At 61.3% G+C, this 23,709-nt stretch carries 24 protein-coding genes; 10 read left to right on the forward strand and 14 right to left on the reverse strand.

The genetic code is table 11. From position 1 onward, the window contains the following. Positions 1-17: 17 nt before the first annotated feature. The 8 genes from rseP to M2360_RS16745 all read right to left on the reverse strand — a co-directional run bounded on the left by rseP (position 18) and on the right by M2360_RS16745 (position 7,305). A complete protein-coding gene (gene rseP, locus M2360_RS16710) occupies positions 18-1,151 on the reverse strand; it encodes an RIP metalloprotease RseP (protein ID WP_280776401.1) in 1,134 nt (377 codons plus the stop codon). Between the two features lie 44 nt (positions 1,152-1,195). Beyond that, positions 1,196-2,026 carry a phosphatidate cytidylyltransferase gene (locus tag M2360_RS16715; protein WP_280776402.1) on the reverse strand — a complete coding sequence of 277 codons (831 nt, stop codon included), beginning with the start codon at positions 2,024-2,026 and terminating at the stop codon, positions 1,196-1,198. After that, positions 2,023-2,760, reverse strand: coding sequence for an isoprenyl transferase (locus M2360_RS16720; RefSeq protein WP_280776403.1), 738 nt, complete (start codon positions 2,758-2,760; stop codon positions 2,023-2,025). Before M2360_RS16720 ends, M2360_RS16715 begins: the two co-directional genes overlap by 4 nt. A gap of 42 nt (positions 2,761-2,802) precedes the next feature. After that, complete coding sequence (frr, locus tag M2360_RS16725; RefSeq protein ID WP_280776404.1) at positions 2,803-3,363, reverse strand: ribosome recycling factor; 561 nt, start codon at positions 3,361-3,363, stop codon at positions 2,803-2,805. 63 nt (positions 3,364-3,426) lie between these two features. Next, complete coding sequence (gene pyrH / locus M2360_RS16730; RefSeq protein ID WP_280776405.1) at positions 3,427-4,149, reverse strand: UMP kinase; 723 nt, start codon at positions 4,147-4,149, stop codon at positions 3,427-3,429. A 211-nt stretch (positions 4,150-4,360) separates the two neighbouring features. After that, a complete protein-coding gene (gene tsf, locus M2360_RS16735; RefSeq protein ID WP_280776406.1) occupies positions 4,361-5,287 on the reverse strand; it encodes a translation elongation factor Ts in 927 nt (308 codons plus the stop codon). Between the two features lie 238 nt (positions 5,288-5,525). Further along, entirely contained in the window at positions 5,526-6,284 is a 759-nt protein-coding gene (rpsB, locus tag M2360_RS16740) for a 30S ribosomal protein S2 (protein ID WP_280776407.1), read from the reverse strand. Positions 6,285-6,474: 190 nt separating this feature from the next. Continuing rightward, complete coding sequence (locus M2360_RS16745) at positions 6,475-7,305, reverse strand: cell envelope integrity EipB family protein (protein WP_280776408.1); 831 nt, start codon at positions 7,303-7,305, stop codon at positions 6,475-6,477. 115 nt (positions 7,306-7,420) lie between these two features. Between M2360_RS16745 and M2360_RS16750 the strand changes: the two genes are divergently transcribed. The 7 genes from M2360_RS16750 (at position 7,421) to M2360_RS16780 (ending at position 14,547) form a co-directional block, all read left to right on the forward strand. Continuing rightward, the gene (locus tag M2360_RS16750) at positions 7,421-7,891 is read left to right on the forward strand and encodes a RidA family protein (RefSeq protein ID WP_280776409.1); all 471 of its coding nucleotides are present in this window, start codon (positions 7,421-7,423) and stop codon (positions 7,889-7,891) included. Then, positions 7,888-8,610, forward strand: a complete 723-nt coding sequence (locus M2360_RS16755) for a glycerophosphodiester phosphodiesterase (protein WP_280776410.1) — start codon at positions 7,888-7,890, stop codon at positions 8,608-8,610. The genes M2360_RS16750 and M2360_RS16755 overlap by 4 nt, the downstream gene beginning before the upstream one ends. Next, positions 8,607-9,773 carry a GNAT family N-acetyltransferase gene (locus M2360_RS16760; RefSeq protein WP_280776411.1) on the forward strand — a complete coding sequence of 389 codons (1,167 nt, stop codon included), beginning with the start codon at positions 8,607-8,609 and terminating at the stop codon, positions 9,771-9,773. Before M2360_RS16755 ends, M2360_RS16760 begins: the two co-directional genes overlap by 4 nt. Before the next feature lie 73 nt (positions 9,774-9,846). After that, the gene (locus tag M2360_RS16765; protein ID WP_280776412.1) at positions 9,847-10,287 is read left to right on the forward strand and encodes an HIT family protein; all 441 of its coding nucleotides are present in this window, start codon (positions 9,847-9,849) and stop codon (positions 10,285-10,287) included. 51 nt (positions 10,288-10,338) lie between these two features. Beyond that, the gene (locus M2360_RS16770; RefSeq protein WP_280776413.1) at positions 10,339-10,749 is read left to right on the forward strand and encodes a hypothetical protein; all 411 of its coding nucleotides are present in this window, start codon (positions 10,339-10,341) and stop codon (positions 10,747-10,749) included. Between the two features lie 227 nt (positions 10,750-10,976). After that, the gene (locus M2360_RS16775; RefSeq protein ID WP_280776552.1) at positions 10,977-11,633 is read left to right on the forward strand and encodes a hypothetical protein; all 657 of its coding nucleotides are present in this window, start codon (positions 10,977-10,979) and stop codon (positions 11,631-11,633) included. A 52-nt stretch (positions 11,634-11,685) separates the two neighbouring features. Continuing rightward, positions 11,686-14,547: a hypothetical protein gene (locus M2360_RS16780; protein WP_280776414.1), complete on the forward strand. Its 2,862-nt coding sequence runs from the start codon at positions 11,686-11,688 to the stop codon at positions 14,545-14,547. A 204-nt stretch (positions 14,548-14,751) separates the two neighbouring features. On the opposite strand, the gene M2360_RS16785 is transcribed toward M2360_RS16780, so the two are convergent. Continuing rightward, positions 14,752-15,873 (reverse strand): DUF2336 domain-containing protein, encoded by a 1,122-nt coding sequence (locus M2360_RS16785; protein WP_280776553.1) that lies wholly within the window; start codon positions 15,871-15,873, stop codon positions 14,752-14,754. 130 nt (positions 15,874-16,003) lie between these two features. Here M2360_RS16785 and M2360_RS16790 point away from each other — a divergent pair, with 130 nt between their 5' ends. Next, positions 16,004-16,534, forward strand: coding sequence for an aldolase/citrate lyase family protein (locus M2360_RS16790; protein ID WP_280776415.1), 531 nt, complete (start codon positions 16,004-16,006; stop codon positions 16,532-16,534). Between the two features lie 3 nt (positions 16,535-16,537). On the opposite strand, the gene M2360_RS16795 is transcribed toward M2360_RS16790, so the two are convergent. Then, the gene (locus M2360_RS16795; protein WP_280776416.1) at positions 16,538-17,143 is read right to left on the reverse strand and encodes a flavin reductase family protein; all 606 of its coding nucleotides are present in this window, start codon (positions 17,141-17,143) and stop codon (positions 16,538-16,540) included. 4 nt (positions 17,144-17,147) lie between these two features. After that, on the reverse strand, positions 17,148-17,723 hold the full coding sequence (locus M2360_RS16800; RefSeq protein ID WP_280776417.1) for a nitroreductase: 576 nt from the start codon (positions 17,721-17,723) through the stop codon (positions 17,148-17,150). Between the two features lie 92 nt (positions 17,724-17,815). On the opposite strand from M2360_RS16800, the gene M2360_RS16805 reads away from it, so the two are divergent. Further along, the gene (locus tag M2360_RS16805; protein ID WP_280776418.1) at positions 17,816-18,817 is read left to right on the forward strand and encodes a hypothetical protein; all 1,002 of its coding nucleotides are present in this window, start codon (positions 17,816-17,818) and stop codon (positions 18,815-18,817) included. A 15-nt stretch (positions 18,818-18,832) separates the two neighbouring features. Here M2360_RS16805 and M2360_RS16810 read toward each other — a convergent pair whose 3' ends face one another. Further along, positions 18,833-19,660 carry a lysophospholipid acyltransferase family protein gene (locus tag M2360_RS16810; protein WP_280776419.1) on the reverse strand — a complete coding sequence of 276 codons (828 nt, stop codon included), beginning with the start codon at positions 19,658-19,660 and terminating at the stop codon, positions 18,833-18,835. A gap of 119 nt (positions 19,661-19,779) precedes the next feature. Beyond that, entirely contained in the window at positions 19,780-21,762 is a 1,983-nt protein-coding gene (gene thrS / locus M2360_RS16815) for a threonine--tRNA ligase (protein ID WP_280776420.1), read from the reverse strand. 1,064 nt (positions 21,763-22,826) lie between these two features. Between thrS and M2360_RS16820 the strand changes: the two genes are divergently transcribed. Continuing rightward, complete coding sequence (locus tag M2360_RS16820; RefSeq protein ID WP_280776421.1) at positions 22,827-22,988, forward strand: hypothetical protein; 162 nt, start codon at positions 22,827-22,829, stop codon at positions 22,986-22,988. A gap of 208 nt (positions 22,989-23,196) precedes the next feature. Here the strand turns inward: M2360_RS16820 and M2360_RS16825 are convergent, their stop codons facing one another. Beyond that, entirely contained in the window at positions 23,197-23,607 is a 411-nt protein-coding gene (locus tag M2360_RS16825) for a hypothetical protein (protein ID WP_280776422.1), read from the reverse strand. Positions 23,608-23,709: the final 102 nt, after the last annotated feature.

The following is a 23,709-nucleotide window of genomic DNA, read 5'->3' on the forward strand; positions in this document are numbered from 1 at the left end:
ACTGCCAAATTCTGTACTCAACCAATCAGAGACGTGATGTCGTTCCAGGTGGCGAAAACCATCAAGGACAGAACCAGCGCCATACCGATACGGAAGGCTACGCCTTGCGCCACATCCCCGAGGGGCTTTCCGCGCAAGGCCTCAATCGCATAGAACAATAAGTGGCCGCCATCAAGTACCGGAACCGGCATCAAATTCAGCAATCCAATCGAAACTGACAGCACCGCCGCGAGATGCAGCAAGGCCACGACGCCAAGAGTCGCAACCTGGCCCGAGGTTTGCGCCACCCGGATCGGTCCGCCGAGCTGGTCGGCGGACATGCGTCCGGTGACCAGATTCAATAGATAATCATAGGTGCCGGTAACGATATTCCAGGTTTCGCGGACGCCTTCCCTGACCGCGCCGACGGGTGAATAGGTGACGGTGCGCATATTGCCGCTGTCGCGAGTCGTCAGCACGCCGATGACGCCGATTTCCATCTTATTGCCGAAAGTGTCGGTGATCTCGGTCAGTTTCGGGGTGATCGACAGCGGCAGTTCCTGATCATTGCGCTTGACGACGAGCGAGATCGGCAGACCCGGCCGGACGCTGACATAGCGACGGACATCGTCGAATGTCTCCACCGTCTCGCCGTCCATTTTCAGCAGGATGTCGCCTGTCTTGACGCCGGCTTCAGCGGCGGCGCTTTGCGGCTTGACCTCGCTGACGACGGGGTCGGCGACATATTTGCCATAGGCCATGAAAATTCCGGCGAGGATGGCGATCGCCAGGATAAAATTGGCGATCGGACCGGCCGCAACGGTGGCGGCGCGCTTCCACAGGGCCGCGCCGAGGAAGGTTTTATTGCGCTCCGATTCGGGCAGCGCGTTCACGCCTTCGAAATCCGGCGAACTCGCGGCGTCGGCGTCGCCATAGAATCGGACATAGCCGCCGAGGGGAATGGCGGAAATCTTCCAGCGGGTTCCGTGTTTGTCGGTGAACCCCGCCAGTTCAGGGCCGAAGCCGAAGGAGAAGGCGAGAATCTTGATGCCGCTCCAGCGTCCGACCAGATAATGCCCCATCTCGTGCACGAAGACGATCAGCGAGATCACGACGAGAAAAGGCAGCACATATCCAAACAGCGTCGAGAAAAAATCGGCAATCACGATCATTGGGCTTGCGCCTCCTTAAAGCGGGTTGCGCTTACTTAGGATGTTCAGGGGCCGGTCACAAGCTTTCCGGCGTCGGCCATCCAGCCGCCATTGACCACCGACAGCGCAAGGCCGCCGATGAAGGCAAGGAAGCAAGCCGCCACCAGTCCGTCGGCCCGGTCCATCACTCCGCCATGACCGGGAATCAGACGGCTCGAATCCTTGACGCCCGAGCGGCGCTTCACCCAGGATTCGAACAGATCGCCGCATTGCGACGCCGCCGACAGCGCCAGAATGATCGGCGCCAGCCAAAGGCTGACGGTTTCGCCGGCGGCGGCGATGACGCCATAGCCCGCCACAATGGCCAAGATCGCCCCGCCGATCGCCCCCGACCAGGTCTTGCCCGGCGATATCGCCGGCGCGAGCTTCGGCCCGCCGATGGCGCGTCCGATGAAATACGCGAAGATGTCGGTCGCCCAGACCACGGCGAACAGAAACAGCATGGTGATCAACCCGTCGCGATCGCCGCCGCGCAACGCCGCGAGCGAGACGCCCGACAGGCCGGCATAGAAGACGCCGCCAGGCAGCCACCAGCTGGACCGGCGCAGCAGCGCCAGAATCAGCGCCGTCAGGCTGAATCCCAACAGCAGCACGAGCGCCGTCTCTATGGAGCGAAACGCCGTCTCGAACATGATCAGGGCAGTCGCCGCCCAGCCGAACACAAAACCGAATCGCGACGCCGCCAGCCCGGTCATGGTCGACCATTCGTAGAAGATCAGCAATCCGATCAGCGCCGACAACAATCGGAAATAGATGCCGCCCTGCCAGGTGGCCAGGAGAACGAGCGGCGCGAGAACAATGGCGGATACGATGCGGAGTTTCAGTTCCCGGGTCATCCGGTCACCGCAGCCGCGGCGATGCCGCCATAGCGCCGTTCACGACCGGCATAGACAGCGAGCGCGCGGTAGAACACGTCGCGGGTGAAATCGGGCCAGTATTCGGGCACGAACAGCAGCTCCGCATAAGCGGCCTGCCAAAGCAAAAAGTTCGACAGCCGCTCCTCGCCCGAGGTGCGGATCACCAGATCCGGGTCTGGGATGCCCTGGGTGTCGAGCTGTGCGTCGAGCGCCACGGCGTCGATCTGATCGGGGCGCAACACGCCCGCCGCCACCTGCTCGGCCAGTTTTCGGGCCGCCCGGGCGATCTCGTCGCGCGCGCCGTAATTGAAGGCGATCACCAGCGTCAGGCCGGTATTGGCCTTTGTGGTCTCTTCCGCCTCGATCAGCAGCGGCAGGATATCGCCGCGCAGATTGTCGCGCGCGCCGATGATCCGGATCCGGACATTTTCGCCGTGCAGTTCGGCGAGATCGCGACGGATAAAGGCCTTCAGCAGACCCATAAGGTCGTTGACCTCGGTTTCCGGACGCGTCCAGTTCTCGGAGGAAAAAGCGAACAGGGTCAGAAAGCCCACGCCGGTGTCGCCGGCCACCCGAACGGCTTCGCGGACGGCCTCGACCCCCTTGCGGTGGCCCATGGCGCGCGGCAGGCCGCGACTCTGGGCCCAGCGCCCGTTGCCATCCATGATGATGGCGACGTGCCTGGGGATCTTCACCGTCTCTATTTTATTCATGAGAATAAGCCCGCCGTTCGATCCCGCCCATCATGCCCGTCGTTAGACCTGCATGATTTCCTTTTCCTTATCCTGAAGCAAGCGGTCGATCTCCGAAATGGTGTCGTCGGTCATCTTCTGGACCTTTTCGGAATTGGACCGGCTGTCGTCCTGGCTCATGTCGCCGTCCTTTTCGGCCTTTTTAAGGGCGTCCATGCCGTCGCGACGGACGTGGCGGGCCGCGACCTTGGCTTTTTCCGCATAGTCATGCGCGACCTTGACGAGCGACTTGCGCCGCTCTTCGTTGAGCTCCGGCAGCGGAATGCGCATGTTCTGGCCTTCGATGATCGGATTGAGGCCGAGATTCGATTCGCGGATCGCGACTTCGACCGCCTTGACCATCGATTTGTCCCAGATCGACACGCCGAGCATGCGGGGCTCGGGCACGGTGATATTGGCCACCTGGTTCAACGGCATGCGCGAACCATAGGCTTCCACCTGCACGGGATCGAGAATATTGGCCGAGGCGCGGCCGGTGCGCAGTGAAGCGATATCGCTCTTGAACGCCGTCACGGCGCCCTCCATGCGACGCTTCAACTCCTTGAGATCGAATTTCAAGCTCATAACCAGCTCCCGTTTTCAAAATCCGGCCCGTCGCCCCCGCGACAGGCAGCCATCCAGTTGATTTTAGGCGTCCTTGACGATGGTGCGGCGTCCGCCGCCCGTCAAGATCCGCGAGAATTCCCCGTCTTCGTGGATCGAGAAGACGATGATCGGAATGTGGTTTTCGCGCGCCAGCGCAACAGCGGCGACGTCCATCACCGCCAGGCCCTTTTCCAGCACTTCGGAATGGGTCAATTCATCGAAGCGGGTGGCGTCGGGCACCTTCTTGGGATCGGCGGAATAGATGCCGTCGACCTGCGTGCCTTTGAAAATGGCCTCGGCGCCTATTTCGGCGGCGCGCAGCGCGGCGGCCGAATCAGTGGTGAAAAACGGATTGCCGGTGCCGCCGGCGAAAATCACCACGCGACCAAGCGACAGGTGATAGAGCGTCGCGCGCTGGGAGAAGCTCTCGCAGATTTCCGGCATGGCGATGGCCGAGAGCACGACGGTGTCGATGTCGAGTTTGCGCAGCGAGGTGGCGAGCGCCAGCGCGTTGATCACGGTGGCCAGCATGCCCATATGGTCGCCGGTGACGCGATCGCCGCCCTTGGAGGCTACGGCGACGCCGCGGAAAATATTGCCGCCGCCCACGACGACGCCGACCTCGACGCCGAGCTTGCGCGCTTCGGCGATGTCATTGGCGATGCGGTCAGCGACCGCCACATCGATGCCGAAGCCCTGGCTGCCCATGAGCGCTTCGCCGGAGGCTTTCAAAAGCACCCGTTTGTAAAGTGGGGTGGAAGTCATGTCATCTCCCGAACATCTGGTTTGTCACGCAACGGTCCGACATCGCTTCCCAGAAGCGGAGACCGCGTCAGGCCGGACCTAGGCGCGACCAAGCGTCGACGACTCCGGTCGGAATCATCCTGTGGTCTTGCCGGATACACGAAGGGCATCGCGTTGTCACGCAATGCCCTTCGGTTTCGTTTCGACCTTTTGAATAAAGGTTCGCTAAGTCTTACTTCTTGGCGACAGCAGCGACTTCTGCTGCGAAATCGGTCTCTTCCTTCTCGACGCCTTCGCCGAGCAGGAGACGGACCATGCCGGTCACTTCGATTTCGGCGCCGGCGAGCTTTTCAGCGTCCTTGACGGCCTGGCCGACCGTGATGTCCGGGTTGATCACGAAAGCCTGCGACAGCAGCGCGACTTCTTCGAAGAACTTGCGCATGCGGCCATCGACCATCTTTTCGATGATCGCGTCCGGCTTGCCGGATTCGCGGGCCTGCTCGATGAACACATTGCGTTCGCGCTCGGCGACAGCCGGATCGACTTCTTCGGAGCGGATGGCCAGCGGGTTGGTGGCGGCGATGTGCATGGCGATCTGACGACCGATGGAGGTCAGAACTTCCTTGTCGCCAACGGACTTCAGCGCAACGAGCACGCCGAGCTTGCCGATGCCGTCGCCGGCGGCGTTGTGGATATAGGTGGCGACCACGCCATGCTCGACATGCAGCAGCGCCGAGCGACGGAGCGTCATGTTTTCGCCGATCGTAGCGATAGCGTCCTTGATCGTGTCTTCAACCGACTTGCCGGTGGCGGGATAGGTCGCCTTGGACACAGCTTCGACAGTGCCGTCGGTGGAAAGCGCGACAGCGGCGACGCCGCGAACGAGTTCCTGGAACGCTTCGTTGCGGGCAACGAAGTCGGTTTCGGAGTTCAGCTCGACGGCGACAGCCTTCGTGCCGCCCGAAACGATGCCGATCAGGCCTTCAGCGGCGGTGCGGCCGGACTTCTTGTCGGCCTTGGCGATGCCCTTGGCGCGCAGCCAGTCGATGGCGGCTTCCATGTCGCCATTGGTTTCGGCGAGCGCCCTCTTGCAATCCATCATGCCCGCGCCGCTCTTTTCGCGCAGGACCTTGACCATTTCAGCCGAGATAACAGTCATTTCAAACCTCTTTCATGTCGGCGAACCGCGCCGTGCTTCCAGATGAATTCAGCGGGCCGCGCTTTGCGGACGGAGTTTAACCAGACGCGTGACAGGCATGTGACAGACCCTCATGGAGCCCGGCGCCGCAATCGTCGAACGCAGTCCTGGATATCAGAAAGGCAAAGGCCTCGGACGGTTACCGCCGGGACCTTTGCCCTGAAGTCTCTGGGCAGGCCGTAGCCTGCCCATGTCGATATTAGGCGTCGGCCAGAGCCGGCTCTGCGATCGGCTCGGAAACGGCGCCGAGGTCCTGACCGGAGGCGGCGTGCTGACGGGACAGGCCGTCGAGAGCCGCGCGGGCGAACAGGTCGCAGTAAAGAGCGATGGCGCGCGAGGCGTCGTCATTGCCGGGGATCGGATAGTCGATCAGGTCCGGATCGCAATTGGAGTCGATGATGGCGACGACCGGGATGCCCAGACGCTTGGCTTCGTCGATGGCGATCTTTTCCTTGTTGGTGTCGATGACAACCATCAGGTCCGGCGTGCCGCCCATGTTGCGAATGCCGCCGAGAGCCTTTTCAAGCTTTTCGCGTTCGCGCTCGAGGTTCAGGCGTTCCTTCTTGGAATAGCCCGTGCCGTTGGAGGCGAGGATTTCGTCAACCTTGCGCAGACGCTGGATCGAGTTGGAAATGGTCTTCCAGTTGGTCATCATGCCGCCGAGCCAGCGGGAGTTGACGTAATACTGGGCCGAACGCTTGGCGGCGTCGGCGATCAGGTCAGACGCCTGACGCTTGGTGCCGACGAACAGGACGCGACCGCCATTTGCAGCGGTGTCGCTGATCAGCTTCAGCGCCTGGCTGAGCATCGGCACGGACTGCGCCAGATCGATGATGTGGATGCCGCCGCGATCGCCGAAGATGTACTTCTTCATCTTCGGGTTCCAGCGATGGGTCTGGTGACCAAAATGAACGCCTGCTTCAAGCAACTGGCGCATAGAAAAATCGGGCAATGCCATGCCTCTGACTCCTTTTCCGGTTGAACCTCCGTGAAGCTTGAAGCAGGTTGCCCCGCCACCGGGTGGACCAGACCGGATTTCTCCCGGCAAGGCCCGACTTCACGTGTGGAATGGGCGCGCCTTAAACCGAAACGCCCGGGATTGCAAGCGATGGCGCCGAGTTTTTAGGATTCGGCGCCCCAAATGCCGCTCATTTGCTCTTGCAGGTTTCTCCTGGCAGCATGTCGAGCTTGACCAGGCTGCCCTTGAGGACAAAATCGCCGTAATCCATGGTCAGGTCGCGAGAGACGCCGTTCGGATAGAGCTTGAAGGACATGCGGTAGTTCGGCAACGCGTCCGACATCTTGCCATCGTCGAAATAGGCGATGGTCACGGGCCATGCCTTTTCATCCTTCAACGCCCCGATCGCCTTGAGATCCTTGGCGTCCGCCTCTGTCGCAACCGGCGAACCGACCACAGTGGAGGTCGCCAGCGTCTTGTCGCCATCATCGGAGCCGTCGAAGATCCGGGCCTCGTAGAAATGCTGGCCCTTGGCGGCGATATTCAGCACGTCGAGCGTATGCTGGGTCGGAAAGCGGGCGTTGGCCAGATCCACCTGCTTTTCTTCGGGCGAGGTGATGTCGACCGCGATACCCTCGGGATTTCGCTCGGCGAAACCGTTCACTTCCTTCTCCAGCCGATCCTCGTTGTAGGTGCGCGATTCGAATTCGAAACGGCCGGACTTTGGATCTTCGAAGGTCGAACTCTGCTGGTCGGTGGTCTTCTTCTCGCCGCCCGAATCGAGTTGGGTCACGAAACGAAAATTCACCCGCCAGCCCGCGCAGGCCGAGCCGGTGAATTCATAGACCATTCGCCCGAACATATTGGAAATGCCGGATCTTTCCGACGCCTCGGCGAGTTCGAGATTGTAGACGGCGCGATGCGGCACAAGGCCCGCGGGCGTCTGCGCAAAGGCCGGCGTCAGGCTGGAGGCAGCCAAAACCGAGAGGATCGCCGCTGAAAATCCACGCCGCGAAATCATGCAATTCTCCTGTTGCGCCGCATCTTATTGCGATTAAGTAAGAGCATCAGCTTCACTGGAAGTAAACGATCCGCCAGGATCGGCAAACTAAAATCATCGGAAGGCGAGGACGACCATGGCGAACGCGATCGACGCGAAACTCGAACAACTCGGCGTGACCCTGCCGCAGGCGGCTGCGCCGGCGGCCAATTACGTGCCCTTCATGCAAAGCGGCAATCAGTTGTTTATTTCGGGACAATTGCCGCTCGTCGACGGCAAACTCTCCCATACCGGCCAACTCGGGGCCGGCGTCATTGTGTCAGAAGCCCAGGAGGCGGCCAAGAACTGCGCGATCAACATTCTCGCCCAGGCCAAGGCCGCGCTCGGCGGCGATCTGAGCCGGATCACCCGCGTCGTGCGTATAAGCTGCATGGTTTCCTCTGCACCCGATTTTTATGAGCATCATCTGGTCGCTAACGGCGCGTCAAATTTCCTCGCCGACGTGCTGGGCGAGGCCGGCAAGCATGCCCGCGCCGCCTATGGCGTTTCCGCCCTGCCGCTCAACGCCGCGGTGGAAATCGACGCCATCCTGGAAGTGAAGTCATGACCGACGCATCTTTCGTCATACGCCGCCCCATTGCCCATCGCGGCCTGCATGACGGCAACAAGGCGGTCTGGGAAAACACGCTGTCGGCGTTTGAGGCGGCGATCGCTGGCGGCTACGCCATCGAATGCGATCTGCAATACGCCGCCGACGCCACGCCCGTGGTCTTCCACGACGACGACATGCAGCGGCTGTGCAACTTCAAGGGTGACGTGCGCGACAAGACATCCGGCGAACTCGGCCTGATCTCGATCGGCGGCACGAAGGACAAGGTGCCGTCGCTCAAAGCGCTGCTCCGGCTGGTCAAGGGCCGCGTGCCGCTGGTGCTGGAACTCAAGGGCCGAGAAGGCGACGACGAAGGCTTCGCGTCATCGGTGCTCGATACGCTCGAAGGTTATGAAGGCGACGTCGCGCTGATGAGCTTCGACACCTGGCTGCTTGAAGAGTTGAAGGCGCTCGAAAGCCCCTACCCAGTCGGCCTCACGGCCGAAGGCGTGAAAGACAGTGAGTTCGACATTCACCGCAAGGCGATGGCGCATGGGCTCGACTTCATCTCCTACAATGTCATGCATCTGCCCAACGCCTTTATCAGCGAGCAGAAAGCACGCGGCATTCCGGTGATCTCCTGGACTGTGCGGACGCCAGAAATCAAGGCGCATTCCGACGCCCATGTCGACCAGATCACCTTCGAAGGATTCAGCCCGGAGGCGCAGGCCGCATGAAGACGCTGATGGTCCAGAGTTTCCGGGATATCGACCCCGAAGCCTGGGGCCAGTTGACCGGCGCCCGCCGCGACGGGCCCGGCTACAATCCTTTCGCCTCCTACGCCTATCTCTCTTCGCTTGAGGAATCGGGCTCGGCGGTGGCGGCGACCGGCTGGATGGGCCGTCATCTCATTCTCGAACAGGATGGCCGGCTGGTCGGGGCTGTGGCGGGTTACCTCAAGAGCCACAGCCAGGGCGAATATGTCTTCGACCATGGCTGGGCGCAGGCCTTTGAGCGCGCCGGCGGCCGCTATTATCCCAAGCTTCAGGTCGCCGCGCCGTTCACGCCCGCGACGGGCCCTCGCCTGCTCACGGCAGAAGGCGAGGATCGACCTAACCTCATGCGCCGCCTTGCCGCCGCGCTGCGCGCCGAGACCGACGAACTCGGCCTGTCCTCGGCGCATGCGACTTTCCTGCCCGATGAAGAATGGCGGCTGCTGGAGGCGCAGGGCTTCCTGCATCGCACCGACCAGCAATTCCATTTCCACAATGCCGGCTACGCCAATCACGACGAATTTCTCGAAACGCTCGCCTCGCGCAAACGCAAGGCGCTCCGGAAAGAGCGGCGTTCGGCGCTGGAAAACGGCATTTCCATCGACTGGCTCACCGGCAAGGACCTGACCGAAGACGTCTGGGATCAGTTCTACGCCTTCTACATGGACACCGGCAGCCGCAAATGGGGCCGGCCCTATCTCACCCGCAGTTTCTATTCGCTGATCGGCGAGCGTATGGCCGACGACATCCTTCTGGTCATGGCCAAGCGCGACGGGCGTTATGTGGCGGGCGCGATCAATTTCATCGGGGCCGATGCGCTTTATGGCCGCCATTGGGGCTGCATTGAGGATCACCCGTTCCTGCATTTCGAGGTCTGCTACCACCAGGCCATCGATTTCGCGCTTGCCCGCGGCCTGAAGACGGTCGAGGCCGGCGCGCAGGGCGAGCACAAGCTGGCGCGCGGCTATCTGCCGGTCACCACCCATTCGGCGCATTACATTTCCCATCCCGGCCTCAGGCGGGCGGTGCACGATTATCTCAGGCAGGAGCGCGCCGAAGTCGAGGCGATCGGCTCCTATTTGACAGAACACAGCCCGTTCCGCAAAAGCGGGGCCGAAGAAGAGTGAATTGCCGCCTTAGCGGCTTGAAAACAAATCGTTTCGGGCGCAAATTTCCCAGATCAGGCTGAGGAGAACGCGCATGCCCGGAACCATTCCCTACGATCCCGAAAACATTTTCTCGAAGATCCTGAAGGGTCAGATTCCGTGCCACGCCATCTATGAGGACGAGCACACGCTGGCCTTCATGGACATCATGCCTCAGGCCGAGGGGCATGCGCTGGTGATTCCCAAGACGCCGTCGCGCAACCTGCTGGATGCCGATCCCACCACTTTCATGTGGCTGATGCCGACCGTGCAGAAGATCGCCCGCGCCGCCAAGAAGGCGTTCCACGCCGATGGCGTCAAGATCGTGCAGTATAACGAGACCGCCGCCGGCCAGACGGTGTTCCACCTGCATGTCCATGTCATCCCGATCAAGGACGGCGTGCCGCTGAAGCCGCATGGCGGCAAGATGGAGGACGGCGGCAAGCTCGCCCACAACGCCGAGATGATCCGCGAAGCGCTGAAATTCGTTTCATGAAAACACCATGATTGCATGCGAGCCGGATGACGGGGGCGGAAAGGAACTGCCATGAAGGCCGCATTCATCGTCATGAGCATTCTCGGTTGCGATGATTCCGGTGTGCATTGCACGCCGGTGGCGTCGGTTGCCGAAGAGTGGCGCACCATCGCCGCCTGCGACGCGGCGTCCGAAGACGTTCTCAAGCGCTACCAAAATGTCAACAAACCCGTCGTGGCTGCGATCTGCCAAACTGCGGATGTTGGCGAAGATATCGAGCCGCTGTCGGATGTCGCCGAGGCCTCGGTAGCGCCGGTGCCGCCGCCCGCGCACAAGGATGATCACAAAGGTCTTATGGCGCGCGCCAAGGCGCTGTTCGGGCGCGCCGTCCCAAGTCGCGCGGCGCTGCAAAAATCAATCGAGACTCCGGTGCATGTCGTCACCGACACCTATTCCTGGGTGGCGAAGAAGGTTGTTCCCTAAAGCATGACGCCTTAAAGCGGGCGCCAGAACGCGGGCGGATACATGCGCTCTGGCGTGATCCGACGCAGGCGCGTTAAAATATGTAAAGATCAGTAAATTATTCCTTGATTATTTTACTCATGTTTTGTAGGCCGCAGCTCTGTCGAAAACGGACATGAAAACAGCAAGTACCCGGTTATTTTCCGGCTGATAGCCATTCATGCACAACCAAAGAACGTTTTGCCGTGATGCAACTTGCATTTTCCGGAACGGCGCCGCTATGGCTTTCGGACCCGTTCATCCTGTCCTTGATCCGCACATCCTTGCGTCTGCTGCATTTCGCCGGACTGGTGTTCGGCCTGGGCTTCGCGCTGTTCATCGATTTCTTCGTCAACAGGAAGGCCTATGCCGGATTGAATGACGATGACCTGGATCTGATCGTCTGGGCCTCGCGCTTCGTGAGCTTCGGACTTCTGGTTCTGTGGATGTCCGGCCTGGGCTTTCTTGCATTCTACGCCGCATCGGATCCGGCCAAACTCGCCAATCCCAAGATTTTCGCCAAGATCGTTATCGTGTCGATCTTGACCGCCAACGGCGCGTTGATCCACTGGCGGGTTCTGCCTGCGTTGCGCGGCTTGACCGGCAAGCCTGCCTTTACGGCGGCGCCGACGCGGACCAGGCGGTTATTCGCGCTTTGCGCCGCCATATCCGCGATATCCTGGGTCACCCCGATCATACTCGGCGCCGCGCCACAGTTGAACTTCGTCGTGCCGATGTGGGTGATTCTCTTCGCCTATGGCGCGGCGACGGCCGCGGCCTTTCTTATCGCGCTGTCGACGCTTTCGGCAGCCACCAGATCAACCCTGCTTGTCGACAATGGCGGAATAAGCCCGACAGGCGGCTGAACACTCGGCCTGCGCGCCGAAAAAACCCAAACAACAAAAACAGGAGAGACCCATGACCGTACTGGCTCAAGGCGGCAATCACTATTCGATTTTCTTCAAGGACGGCGTCGTCTACACCGCCGGCGAAAACAATGAGAGTCAGCTCGGCCGCGGTGAAGTCACCGACACTGGCGTCGCCTGGGGCGATATCGGCGCGATCAACCTGCCCGAGGGTTTCACTGACGAAATCGTGGCGATTTCGGCGGGCATGCTGCACGGCGCCTTCCTCACTGCAGAGGGCGAAGTTTATGTCTGGGGGGACAACAATCTCGGCAAACTCGGACAAGGCGACACCAGCAATTACGAAGTGCTGACCCCGGTCAAGGTGACCGGCCTCGATGGCGTCAAGATCGAACAGATCTACATGGCCAATGGCGCGAGCTACGCGATTTCCGACGAAGGCGTTCTCTATGCCTGGGGCCAGAACACCAACGGCCAGCTCGGCATCGGCAATCTCACCAATCAGGGGACGCCGGTCGCCGTTGCCGCCTCCTCCTTCGGCGGCGAAAAAGTCGCTTCGATCGATTGGGGCACGTCCTATGCGCTCGTGCTCACGGAAAGCGGCGAAGTCTATGCGATGGGCTCCAATGTTCAGGGCCAACTGGGGCCAGAGGGCGTGCAGGATGACGGGAGCTTTGTCCGTCGTTCCGAAACACCGCTGCTTGTCGATATCCCCGGCACGGTGACCAAGGTGATCGCCGGCACCAACACGTCTTTCGCCATTACCGAGGATGGAACGGTCTATGGCTGGGGCCAGTCGGACTATGGTCAATTGGTCAAGGGCGATATCGTCGATGGCCTGATCACCAATGCCGACACGGAAAATTCCGCCACCCCTACCGTCATCGAGGGCCTGCCGGACAATGTCGTCGACATCCATATCGGCTCGCGCTGGGTCGTGGCGCTCACGGCAGACGGTCAAGTCTGGTCCTGGGGACGCAATGACGAAGGTTGGCTCGGGCTGGAGCGGACGACCGGCGACGACGACATTCTGGTCGCGCCGACGCAGATCGAAGCGCTCGACGGGGTCAATATCGTCTCGATCTCCGGCGGCGCCAATCACGCCTTCGCGGTCGATGAGGACGGCAATGTCTATGGCTGGGGAAACATGAATCACGGCCGCCTCGCCACCGAACAGGCGGAAGGCACCTGGGCCACCGGGCCGATCCTCATTCCGCTCGAGGATGACGGGCGCGAAGTCATCATCGGGTCGAGCGATTCCGGCGAGACGCTGTTGGCAGGCGAGCTTTCCGACGATGTCCAGGGCTACGCGATCTACGGCTTCGGCGGCGCAGATACGATCATCGGCGGCGACGGAACCGACTATCTCGATGGCGGCGTTCTCGACGATGCGCTCGCCGGCGGCGCCGGCGACGACGTGCTGATCGGCGCATCCGGCTCCGATACGCTCGACGGCGGCGCGGGCGAAGACGAGATGCGCGGCGGCAAGGGCGACGACGCCTATGTCGTCGATGCGGAAAACGATGTCATCACCGAAAACGCCGACGCCGGCAGCGACACGGTTGTCTCGACGGCAAGCTACGTCCTCTCGTCCAACATCGAAACGCTCGAATTGGGCGGCGTCGGCGATATTGACGCGACCGGCAACGACCTCGCCAACAGCCTCAAGGGCAATGACGGCGCCAATGTGCTTGATGGCGCGGCAGGCGCAGATAGGCTGGCCGGAGGATTGGGCGACGACACCTATGTGATCGATGACGAAGGCGACGTCGTCACTGAAGAGGCGGATGCCGGCAGCGACCAAGTTCGGTCCAGCATCAGCTACACGCTCGGAGCAGCGCTCGAAAACTTGTCCCTGATCGGTGACCTGGATATCGACGCCACGGGCTCGGAACTCGACAACACCCTCACCGGCAATGACGGCGCCAACACGCTCGACGGGCTTGCAGGTTCGGACACGCTGGCCGGCGGCAAAGGCGACGACGTCTATGTCGTCGAAAGCGTCGGAGATTCGGTTGTCGAAGCCGCCAATGAGGGCCGTGATCTCGTTCGCGCCCAGATCTCCTACACGCTCGGGGACAATCTCGAATCCCTGGAGCTCGAAGGCTCCGAGGCGATCGACGCCACGGGCAACAGCCTCTCGAACACCCTCATCGGCAATGACGGGGCCAATATCCTCAACGGTCGCGCCGGCGCCGATGACATGTCTGGCGGGGCGGGCGACGACATTTATGTCGTCGACGACGCCGGCGATGCGGTCAGTGAAAGCACCGCCGCCGGATCTGATCAGGTTCGCAGCTGGGCGGATAGCTTCCGCCTGAGCGGCAATGTCGAGAATCTCGCGCTTCGCGGTTCCGCTCATGAAGGTCACGGCAACGCTCTCGCCAACGCGATCTCCGGCACGGCCAACAGCAACATGCTTTACGGCTATCAGGGGAACGATACGCTTACGGGCGGAGGCGGAGCAGACTCGCTGTTCGGCGGTTTGGGCGGCGACAGGCTCGAAGGCGGGCGTGGCGCGGACAGCTTGACCGGCGGCCTGGGCGACGACGTCCTGGTCGGCGGCGCGGGCATCGACACCCTGCAGGGCGGATCTGGCGCGGACACATTCGTCTTTGCAGAGGGTGACTCGGGCAAGCGCGCCGGAAAGGCCGACACGATCACCGATTTCTCCGTGAGCGGGGGCGATTTGATCGATCTTCAAGCCCTGGACGCCAACGTTGCGAAGAACGGCAACCAGTCGTTCTCCGTCATCGGCGACAAGGACTTTTCGGGACGTTCGGGTCAGTTGCGGGTCTACTCCGAAAACAAGGAAACCTATGTTGAAGCAGACATGAATGGCGACGCCAAGGCGGATTTCGTACTGCATATCGACGGAACCCGACGTCTGACCTCCGACGACTTCATCCTTTGATCCCAGCTTTCGAGCCGACGCCGGACCGGCTCGGCTCGAAAACAATCGGGATCACGGAAGCAGGGCAATTCCTGAGATCCAGCTTTGTTCGGATTGGTTTGAACGCTGATACACGACAGGGAAAGGGGCGCGTCACAGCGCCCCTTTGCGTTCGGTCCAACAGATTTCGCTCTCTAAAGTCAGATAGGGCAGACTTTGTACCGCTTATGCCGCCTCGACCGCGAGGAAAGAGGCATAGGCGCGCGCCGACTGACGTTGTTCGACGAAGTGCAGTCGTTCGACCATGTCGATCAACTGGCTCGACAATTCGCCGACCGCCTTGCGGCTGCGGAATCGCTCAACCAGCCGTGTCGCGACTGCACTGAAACCGGTGGCGTGCGGCTCGATCGATTGACGGCGCCATTCCAGCGTCGCCTCCACGAACACTTCCGACATTTCCCGCGCAAGTCCCGCCGCCTCGTAAAGCACGCGAATCGCGTGCCAGCGGCCGTCGGCGAGGATTGAGCGGACCCGCTTTTCCTGCAGGCTTGAGAGGTGCGAGATGGCGGTCGCGAAGAAATCGATCTTGCCGAGGCAGAGCGCCTGCATCAGGAAAGCCGGGGTGAGGAATTCCTGTTCGGCGAGATGGTCGATCAGGCTGTGCATGTCGCTCGCGTCCGCGACGCCGGCCAGCGCCACGGTCGCCTCTTCGCAGGCTTCCCGCAACAGGCGCTCGGAGCGGCGGGGGCCAAGAATATTGCGCATCAGGTCGCTTTCGCCCAACGCCTCCGACAGGCTGAGCGCCAGCCGATGGCGGGCGTCGAGCGGCAGTTCCTCGCGATCGAGCAGCATGTCGCGCAGAATCGCCGATGCGGCATGCCGCTCGGCGATGCGCCGCAGACTATGGCGGGTGACGATGGCGCCGGGATTGGCGAGCATGATCTCGATTTCCGCCTCATCGCCGATCTCGGCGATCGCCGCGCAGACCGGCTGGGTCAGCACGTAGCGCGAGGCGATCAGGGCTCGGGTGACGCCATCGCCGCGGGCGGCGAGATCGACCAGATCGATGTCCGACAGGATCGGCGACCGGCCGATCACTTCGGCGGCGATTTCCGGCTGATCGAGACAAAGGGAAAGAATGACCGGTCGTGGCGCCTGGTCTGCGCCGCCCAACGCCTGGGCGAGCGCAAGCCGCACTTTTGGCGAGGCATCGTCGAGCAGCCAGGTCATGGCGAGCAACGCTGCGTGTCGCTCATGAACATCCATCGTGGAATGAAGATAGGCGCGGCCGAGCGCATTGGCCGCCTTTGCGCGTTCAGACGCTTTCGCCTTTTCCGCCCAACGCATAAACGTCTCTATGATCACGCCCGACTCCCAGACTCGCGCCCTGTACTGAATTGAGCCTATCCGGCAAAAGTTTAAGATTGGTTCACCATGTTTGGAGAGGGGCGGTTAACTCTATGGGAAGAGCGGCATCATGAGCGCAGACTCCGATCCGGCAACGGCGCTGTCGAGGCTCCACTGGTTTCAGACGGACCGACAGGACCTTGTGCTGGCGGTCGTCAACGGCGAGTCGGAGCATCTTGCAGTCGATCTTCAGACGGTCTTGGCCGCGCCAAACGACGGTCTGCTCATCCGCCGCTGCGACGGACTTGCGGGAATCGAACGAGTGGAAACCGCCTTGCGGGTCGCCGAGGCGCGACTGGGCGTCGTTGAAGGTGAAACGCCAGTTGTCGCCAGCATGGCCGATACCGCCCGCGCCGTCCTCGCCCTGCGCAAACCGATGATCGCCTCGCCACGACTCATCGGCCTGACCTGGGATCGTCCGGCGCTCCGAAAGAGCCTGGGCTGCAGCGACCCCTCGCCGCTTCTCGATCAGGCGGGCCTGCAACTGCTCTACGCCGCCGCCGCCGCAGGCTGCGCCGCGTTCGACTGGCAGGCTGATACAAATCCGGAACTGGAGGAAAAAGCCCGCTCGCTCGGCTTCGCGGGCGCCTGTATTGGGTAAGCGTCAGCCGACCTTCGGTCGCGCAAGCTCGAACAGCGGGCCGGCTTCGGCATAGTCCATATAGCCCAGCCGCGTCACGGGACGGGCGAGCGCCACGTCGAAGCGGCCGTTTCGGATAACCGCGTCATCGATGCGAATGCCGACCACCTGGCCGAACACCATATGCGCATCCGTCTCCTTGCCGCCGAGATCTCGGGGGCGGAGGATCTGCGTGACCCGGCATTCAAGCACGGCTTTGGCCTCGGCCACATAGGGCGCGTCGACCATCTCGCCCAGGACGGCTGTCAGGCCGGCGAGACCGAATTCATCGACGCCATAGGGCACAGCGGCGGACGAGGCGTTCATCGCCTCCACGAGATCAGCGCTGACGTAATTGACGGTGAAGACGCCGGTTTCCTCGGCATTGCGGGCCGAATGCTTGTAACCCGACGACGAGAACATCACGATCTTCGGCGTATCGCTGACGATATTGAAAAAGGAGTAAGGGCCGAGATTGCGGCTTCCATCGGCGCCGCGCGTGCCGATCCAGCCGATCGGGCGGGGCGCGACGATCGCTTTGAACGGGTCATGCGGCAGACCGTGATCGCGGCTGTCGGCCCTGTAGAACATGGACCTACTCCGCCCAGCTCACAATGTCGGAAAGCTCGGGACGCGGCCGGTCGACGACGGGGAAATCGGTCGAGCCGATATGAATGAAACCCGCCACCTTCTCGCCCGGCTGAACGCCGAGGGTCGGAAAAGCGCGTTCATCGAAGGCCATCCATTCCGAAAGCCAGTTCGACACATAGCCATGCGCATTGGCCGCCATCAGCAGGTTGAGGCAGACGGCGCCCGCCGACATCACCTGTTCCCATTCCGGGACTTTCGCATGCGGGGCGGCGCGGGAAATGACCGCCACCACCACCGGAGCGCGGGTGAAGCGGGTTTCCTCGACCTTGACCATCTCTTCCGACAGATCCGGCTGACCAGCCTTGCGGATGGCGCACAGTTCAAGCGAGATCCGCTCGCGGACGGGCCCGGCATAAACGATGAAGCGCCAGGGGGCGAGCTTGCCATGGTCGGGCACGCGGCTCGCCAGCGTCAGCATGGCCTCGACCTCGTCCTTCGACGGCCCGGGTTCGCGCATCTGGAAGGCTGGAATGGAGCGGCGGGTGCGGAGATAATCGATCAGCGTGATATCGGTCTTCATATTGCCTCTATTGCGACGACAAGGTCGGACTTGAAATCCTGTCCAGCTTGCGGGAGAAGTGATCCGCCGCGAACGGAGAGTCAAGCTCGGAAATGAAGACCGTCATCATCGCCTCATTCGCGCCAGCGGCCCTCGCCGTCATGATTGCCGGCCCCGCCGCGCCTGCTCATGCGCAGGACACCGATCCTTTCACCGTCATCGAACCCAGCCGCCGGCCCGATGAAGCCAAGCCCGGGGCGGGCAAGGCCACGCGGCCGGAAGAGACGCCCCCCGTCAACGCCTTCTCGCCCCTGTCTCCGAGCGGCGACGCGCTGTTGTCGACTGGCCGGCCCGTGCATTTCGAGGCTCGCCTGGCCGATGGCGGCGCGCCGATGAAGTATGGTCTCTCCTGGCGGGTGTTTCGCCCCATCGCCGGCCCCGACGGCAAGCTGCCATTGCTCGCCAGCGCCGAGGGCGGCTCCGCCGACCTCGAACTCGAGCCGGGCGAATATTTCGTGCATGTGGCCTTCGGCCGCGCCGGCGCCACCAAGAAGCTGGTCGTGCCGGCGAGCGGCGATGTCGCGGCGCAGACACTGGTGCTCGACGCCGGCGGCGTGGTGCTGAACGCGGTGTCGGGATCCGACAACCGTATTCCGGTCAGCGAATTGAAATTCAACATCTATTCGACCGAAGTGCGCGAGGATGGCGAGCGCGGCCTGATCATGGGCGACGTCAAGCCGGGCGAGATCGTCAGGCTGAATTCGGGCACCTATCACATCGTTTCCAATTACGGCGACATCAACGCCACGATCCGCGCCGACATCCAGATCCGCGCCGGGCAATTGACCAAGGCGACGCTGCAGCACAAGGCCGCCAAGATCGCGCTGAAACTGGTGTCGCAGGAAGGCGGCGAAGCCATCGCCGACACCGCCTGGTCGATCCTGACAGGTTCCGGCGACTCAGTCAGCGAAAGCGTCGGCGCCTTTCCGGTGGTGATCCTCGCCGAGGGGACCTACACCGCCGTGGCGCGCCACAAGGACAAGATCTACCAGCGCGATTTCACCGTCGCGCCCGGCAAGAACCAGGACGTGGAAGTGCTGCTGGACAACGGCTAATCCGTCAGTCCGCCACTACACAGTCTTCGCTGTGCGCTCGCCCAGCGAAAACACCGATTCGTAAATATATTGCAGGATCGCCTTGCGGTCGGGGATGCGCGACAGCTCGTCCCAGGGCACGATCTGGCCGATATTGGAATAGATCGTTTCCCCCGAGAGCTGGCAGAATTCGCGGATCAGCAGCGACAGGCGCAGCGTCAGCGAGAAGCGGCTGACGAGATGGAACAGCCAGCCATTCTGGCCTTCGAAATAGATCGGCAGCACGCTGGCCTTGGCCGACTGGATCAGCTTGGCCGGGAACATCTTCCACGGCAGATCTTCGGCCTGGCCAAAGCCCTTAGGCGCGGTGGCGACGCCGCCGGCCGGGAAGATGACGATGGTGACGCCTTCCTTGAGCAGCCTGAGCGCCTCGTTGCGCGTCGCCATATTGATGGCCAGCGCTTCCTTGGTCTCGTCGAAACAGATTGGCAGCGAATAGGGCTTCATTTCCGGGATTTTCAAGAGCTGGTCGTTGATCAGCACCTTGAAGGGACGGCCCAGCTGTTCGGCAAGCGCCAGCACGGCGATGCCGTCGGCGATGCCATAGGGATGGTTGGCGACCATCACCACCGGACCATCCGGAAGATCCTTGGGCGGCCAGTTGCCCTTGACCGAGAGATCGATCTTGATGAGTTCGAGCATTTTGGAAAACACCCGGTCCGACTTGCCCACCACATCCGAGCGCCAGATCTTGTACATCTCGACATATTTGTCGCGGCCGGACAGGTTCTCGACGGTGCGGATCACCATGCGCTTGAGAAGCGGGTCGCTCTCATTGGCGTAGGACAGTTCTTTGAATTTCACGGGGGCGTTTCCACAATCATCGTCTACAGTTCTTACACTGATAAGAACCTAGGGTGACATAATGACGACAGGCGTGGATTTTGTCCACGCCTGCCGGAACTTTTGTCTGGTTCGTTCGTTCAACGCGCCGCGCGGCGCTTGAGATCCGGCGGGGTCGCCTCATCCACCAGCGCGGCGATGGCTTCTTCCAGCGCCATGGGCGTCTGATTCTGCGAACCGAGACGGCGCATGTTCACCGTCTGCTCCTCGGCCTCGCGCTTGCCGCAGACGAGGATCACCGGAACCTTGGTCACCGAATGTTCGCGGACCTTGTAGTTGATCTTCTCGTTGCGCAGATCCGCCTCGACCGACAGGCCGGCGTGACGCAGACGCTCCACCACCTTCATGGCGTAATCATCGGCTTCAGAGGTGATGGTGGCGACCACCACCTGCTGCGGCGCAAACCACAACGGCATATGGCCGGCATAGTTTTCGATGAGAATGCCAAGGAAGCGCTCCATCGAGCCGCAGATGGCGCGATGGATCATTACCGGCTGGGTCTTTTCCGAATTGCTGTCGATATAGAAGGCGCCAAAACGTTCGGGCAGGTTGAAATCGACCTGGGTCGTGCCGCATTGCCATTCGCGGCCGATGGCGTCCCTCAGCGTATATTCGAATTTCGGACCATAGAAGGCGCCCTCGCCCGGCAGGATGCCGGTCTTGATGCGGCCTTCGGACTGTTGTTCGATCTGCTTGAGCACATCCATCATCACGCTTTCGGCGCGATCCCACAGCGCATCCTCGCCGACGCGTTTGTCCGGACGGGTCGACAGCTTGACCACGATCTCGTCGAAGCCGAAATCCTGATAGACCGACAGGATGAGGTCGTTGATGCGCAGGCATTCCGCCGCCATCTGCTCATCGGTGCAGAAGACGTGGGCGTCGTCCTGGGTGAAGCCGCGCACGCGCATCAGCCCATGCAGCGCGCCCGAGGCTTCATAGCGATGCACCAGGCCGAATTCGGCCAGACGCACCGGCATGTCGCGATAGGACTTCAGGCCATGCTTGAAGATCTGGATATGGCCGGGGCAGTTCATCGGCTTGAGCGCGAAAACCTTCTGATCGGCTTCCTCGTCATCGGGATGGGTGAAGGCATGCGCGGATTTCACCGCGAACATGTTTTCCTGATACCAGCCCCAGTGACCAGAGGTTTCCCAGAGCGACTTGTCGAGCACCTGCGGCGCGTTGACTTCTTCATAGGTCCCGGCCAGACGGCGGCGCATATAGGCGGTCAGCGTCTGGAACATGCGCCAGCCCTTGCCATGCCAGAACACCACGCCCGGGCCTTCTTCCTGGAAATGGTAGAGATCCATTTCGCGGCCGAGCTTGCGGTGGTCGCGCTTTTCGGCCTCGGCGAGCTTGTGAAGGTAAGCGTCGAGTTCCGCTTGATCAGCCCAGGCGGTGCCATAAATGCGCGTCAGCATCGGATTGTTGCTGTCGCCGCGCCAATAGGCGCCGGCCACCTTCATCAGCTTGAAGGCCGTGCCGATCTGGCCGGTGGAGGCCATATGCGGCCCACGGCAGAGATCGAACCAGTCGCCCTGGTAATAGATTTTTAGATCCTGGCCCTCGGGAATGGCGTCGATCAACTCGCCCTTGAACTTTTCCGCCTTGTCGGCAAACACCTGCTTGGCCTTGTCGCGCGACCAGACCTCGCGGGTGAACGGCTTGTTGCGGCCGATGATTTCCTTCATCTTTTTTTCGATGACTGGCAGATCGTCGGGCGTAAACGGCGTGTCGCGATAGAAATCGTAATAGAAGCCGTTTTCGATCACCGGGCCGATGGTGACCTGCGTGCCCGGCCAGAGTTCCTGCACGGCTTCGGCCATCACATGCGCCGCATCATGGCGGATGAGTTCGAGAGCGGCGGGATCGGTGCGGGTGACGATCTCGATCCGCCCGTCGACAACGACGTCGGAGAGATCGCGCAGCGCGCCATCGATCTTGATGGCGACGGCCTTCTTGGCCAAGGATTTCGAAATGCTCTCGGCGACGTCGCGTCCGGTTGCGGAGGCGTCATAAGCGCGAACGGAGCCATCGGGGAAAGTGAGGGAAACGGACATATGCTTTTCCTTTATCCAGTCCCGCCAACGAATGCGGGTGGTGCTTGTAGAAACCGGACGAACCGGTGTTTGACGCGCGCGGTATAGAGCGATTTGGGCCGTTTTGGAAGGGTGGGCGGCGCCCATCGCCGCGAGCGATCCGGATCGGGCGCGCCAAAACCCTCCGCCGCGTCATCACGCCCGGAGTTTTCCTCATTGTCTCGCTTCGCCCAAAAGGGCTCGGCCGGGGCGCGAAGAACGCCTCGTTTGTTTAGTTTTAATATGACGCTCATCGCGCCCCGCATTCGGCGGTTTGTGCCTCGAACTTGACGCTCGTCGCCGCAGGTCGAGCCTGCGGGTAATCCGCCTCTAAAGCGGGCCTTACTGTAACGTCCCTTTCGAGACGCCACCCTGGGGGGACGCTTTCACGCCAAGTCCCCAGTGTTCGGGGGTCGTCGTTTCTCGAAGCCCCGGAGAAAGAGAGTTCACGTCGTCCCCCTTCCCCCAGCGCCGGCCCCATCTCGCCGCGACGCCTCGCGGTGTAGCCGATGATGGGACGAGGGATAGGATAAGGGGCGTGGGATGGTGGGGGATGAATTTATTTCCAAGAGTCTGATTTCTTGAAGAAGCCCCTAAAGTCCATGGACTGCGGCGTCGAACTCTTCCAACGTCGTCATCCTCGGGCTTGTCCCGAGAATCTAAGCCATCAAGCAAAATCAAGGCGTTGTAGATGCTCGGGACAAGCCCGAGCATGACGATCGCGAGGGTTTTGTTCCGTTTGCGGTTGACGGCGTGCGCGGCCCCTCATCCGGCTGCCGCCACCTTCTCCCCGTAAAACGGGGAGAAGGGCGATGGAGCCGCGGCATTGCCACATCCTCCTTCTCCCCGCAGGCGCGGGGAGAAGGTGGCGGCAGCCGGATGAGGGGCCGGGCAGCACGCAAAATATAGTCTCATTTTCCGGCATGCTCCCTGAGATCAAAGCCAGCCCCTTCTCCGCAACCGCGCCGAAAGACCTGCGGCGGCGATTGCAGGAACAGGAGCCGACGCTGTAGAGTTGAGCCGTGATCTTCATCAGGAGATCCCCCATGCGCGCCGCCTTACTCATGCTGGCCATAATCACTCTCTCGCCCGTAAGCGCCTTCGGCGAAACGCGCACTGTTCGAAACCAGCCGAGCCGAAGCGACATCAATGGGGATCTCGATGGCGATCTTTCCGGGACCAACAGTCAGAGCAAACAGTATTACTAAAAGCAAAATCAGGCGCAGCGGCCAGAGTGCTACAAGAACCGGCAGGGGAATGCGATTTGTAAGTGAGGGGATTGGACCATATGCCCAGAAACGTGCTTAATCTCGATTCATGAGAGACGGATCCTCCCACAATATTTCAGTGCACAACAAAAGTTGAGCAGCCGCCAAATTCTTGATTGGACAAACTCAGTTGATGCAGGGGTGTGGGCTATCTGAGCTGTGCGAGCCTCAAACGGAAACGAAGGGACTGCATTACCGATTTGGGTGTGGAAAACTCCCCACCGGCGGCGCTTTCAAGCAAAAGTGCGTTCTCACTCAGATTTACACCTTTTGCTCGCAGTTTCGTTTTTACCGACGACGGGATTGCTCCGCCGCCCCCATGGCTGGGTGTTCCGTCCAGATTTAATACGTGGACTTCTTTTCCCCGCTGGTAGAAGTGCACATGTTGTTTCTGGCCTTGCACATGCGGCTTATCAACCCTGGCAAGCCATCCTTTGCCGAGCTGATATTCTTTACCCTCCTCAATAGCGACACGGGCACAACGCAAGGCTTCCGCGTCATCTTCTTTGAAGATGATCGAAATTGGTTGTCTTGCTAAGAAATGGCGAAACCCATCCATACCCTGTTACCGCAGCGACGCTGCGAAACCGGCGATGGCGAAGGCTAGCTTGGGCCGCTCGTCACTGGGTGCAATTGCTAAAGCCCACCCAAGATTTTTTAA

Origin of the sequence: Rhizobium sp. SG_E_25_P2 (assembly GCF_029892285.1) — a bacterium.
Classification (GTDB): Bacteria; Pseudomonadota; Alphaproteobacteria; order Rhizobiales; family Rhizobiaceae; genus Rhizobium_E.

What these genes read in the sequence shown, in the direction of transcription:
- rseP (WP_280776401.1), bottom strand. Translation starts at nt 1,151, where the DNA reads ATGATCGTGATTGCCGATTTTTTCTCGACGCTGTTTGGATATGTGCTG.
- M2360_RS16715 (WP_280776402.1), bottom strand. Translation starts at nt 2,026, where the DNA reads ATGACCCGGGAACTGAAACTCCGCATCGTATCCGCCATTGTTCTCGCG.
- M2360_RS16720 (WP_280776403.1), bottom strand. Translation starts at nt 2,760, where the DNA reads ATGAATAAAATAGAGACGGTGAAGATCCCCAGGCACGTCGCCATCATC.
- frr (WP_280776404.1), bottom strand. Translation starts at nt 3,363, where the DNA reads ATGAGCTTGAAATTCGATCTCAAGGAGTTGAAGCGTCGCATGGAGGGC.
- pyrH (WP_280776405.1), bottom strand. Translation starts at nt 4,149, where the DNA reads ATGACTTCCACCCCACTTTACAAACGGGTGCTTTTGAAAGCCTCCGGC.
- tsf (WP_280776406.1), bottom strand. Translation starts at nt 5,287, where the DNA reads ATGACTGTTATCTCGGCTGAAATGGTCAAGGTCCTGCGCGAAAAGAGC.
- rpsB (WP_280776407.1), bottom strand. Translation starts at nt 6,284, where the DNA reads ATGGCATTGCCCGATTTTTCTATGCGCCAGTTGCTTGAAGCAGGCGTT.
- M2360_RS16745 (WP_280776408.1), bottom strand. Translation starts at nt 7,305, where the DNA reads ATGATTTCGCGGCGTGGATTTTCAGCGGCGATCCTCTCGGTTTTGGCT.
- M2360_RS16750 (WP_280776409.1), top strand. Translation starts at nt 7,421, where the DNA reads ATGGCGAACGCGATCGACGCGAAACTCGAACAACTCGGCGTGACCCTG.
- M2360_RS16755 (WP_280776410.1), top strand. Translation starts at nt 7,888, where the DNA reads ATGACCGACGCATCTTTCGTCATACGCCGCCCCATTGCCCATCGCGGC.
- M2360_RS16760 (WP_280776411.1), top strand. Translation starts at nt 8,607, where the DNA reads ATGAAGACGCTGATGGTCCAGAGTTTCCGGGATATCGACCCCGAAGCC.
- M2360_RS16765 (WP_280776412.1), top strand. Translation starts at nt 9,847, where the DNA reads ATGCCCGGAACCATTCCCTACGATCCCGAAAACATTTTCTCGAAGATC.
- M2360_RS16770 (WP_280776413.1), top strand. Translation starts at nt 10,339, where the DNA reads ATGAAGGCCGCATTCATCGTCATGAGCATTCTCGGTTGCGATGATTCC.
- M2360_RS16775 (WP_280776552.1), top strand. Translation starts at nt 10,977, where the DNA reads ATGCAACTTGCATTTTCCGGAACGGCGCCGCTATGGCTTTCGGACCCG.
- M2360_RS16780 (WP_280776414.1), top strand. Translation starts at nt 11,686, where the DNA reads ATGACCGTACTGGCTCAAGGCGGCAATCACTATTCGATTTTCTTCAAG.
- M2360_RS16785 (WP_280776553.1), bottom strand. Translation starts at nt 15,873, where the DNA reads ATGCGTTGGGCGGAAAAGGCGAAAGCGTCTGAACGCGCAAAGGCGGCC.
- M2360_RS16790 (WP_280776415.1), top strand. Translation starts at nt 16,004, where the DNA reads ATGAGCGCAGACTCCGATCCGGCAACGGCGCTGTCGAGGCTCCACTGG.
- M2360_RS16795 (WP_280776416.1), bottom strand. Translation starts at nt 17,143, where the DNA reads ATGTTCTACAGGGCCGACAGCCGCGATCACGGTCTGCCGCATGACCCG.
- M2360_RS16800 (WP_280776417.1), bottom strand. Translation starts at nt 17,723, where the DNA reads ATGAAGACCGATATCACGCTGATCGATTATCTCCGCACCCGCCGCTCC.
- M2360_RS16805 (WP_280776418.1), top strand. Translation starts at nt 17,816, where the DNA reads ATGAAGACCGTCATCATCGCCTCATTCGCGCCAGCGGCCCTCGCCGTC.
- thrS (WP_280776420.1), bottom strand. Translation starts at nt 21,762, where the DNA reads ATGTCCGTTTCCCTCACTTTCCCCGATGGCTCCGTTCGCGCTTATGAC.
- M2360_RS16820 (WP_280776421.1), top strand. Translation starts at nt 22,827, where the DNA reads ATGCGCGCCGCCTTACTCATGCTGGCCATAATCACTCTCTCGCCCGTA.
- M2360_RS16825 (WP_280776422.1), bottom strand. Translation starts at nt 23,607, where the DNA reads ATGGATGGGTTTCGCCATTTCTTAGCAAGACAACCAATTTCGATCATC.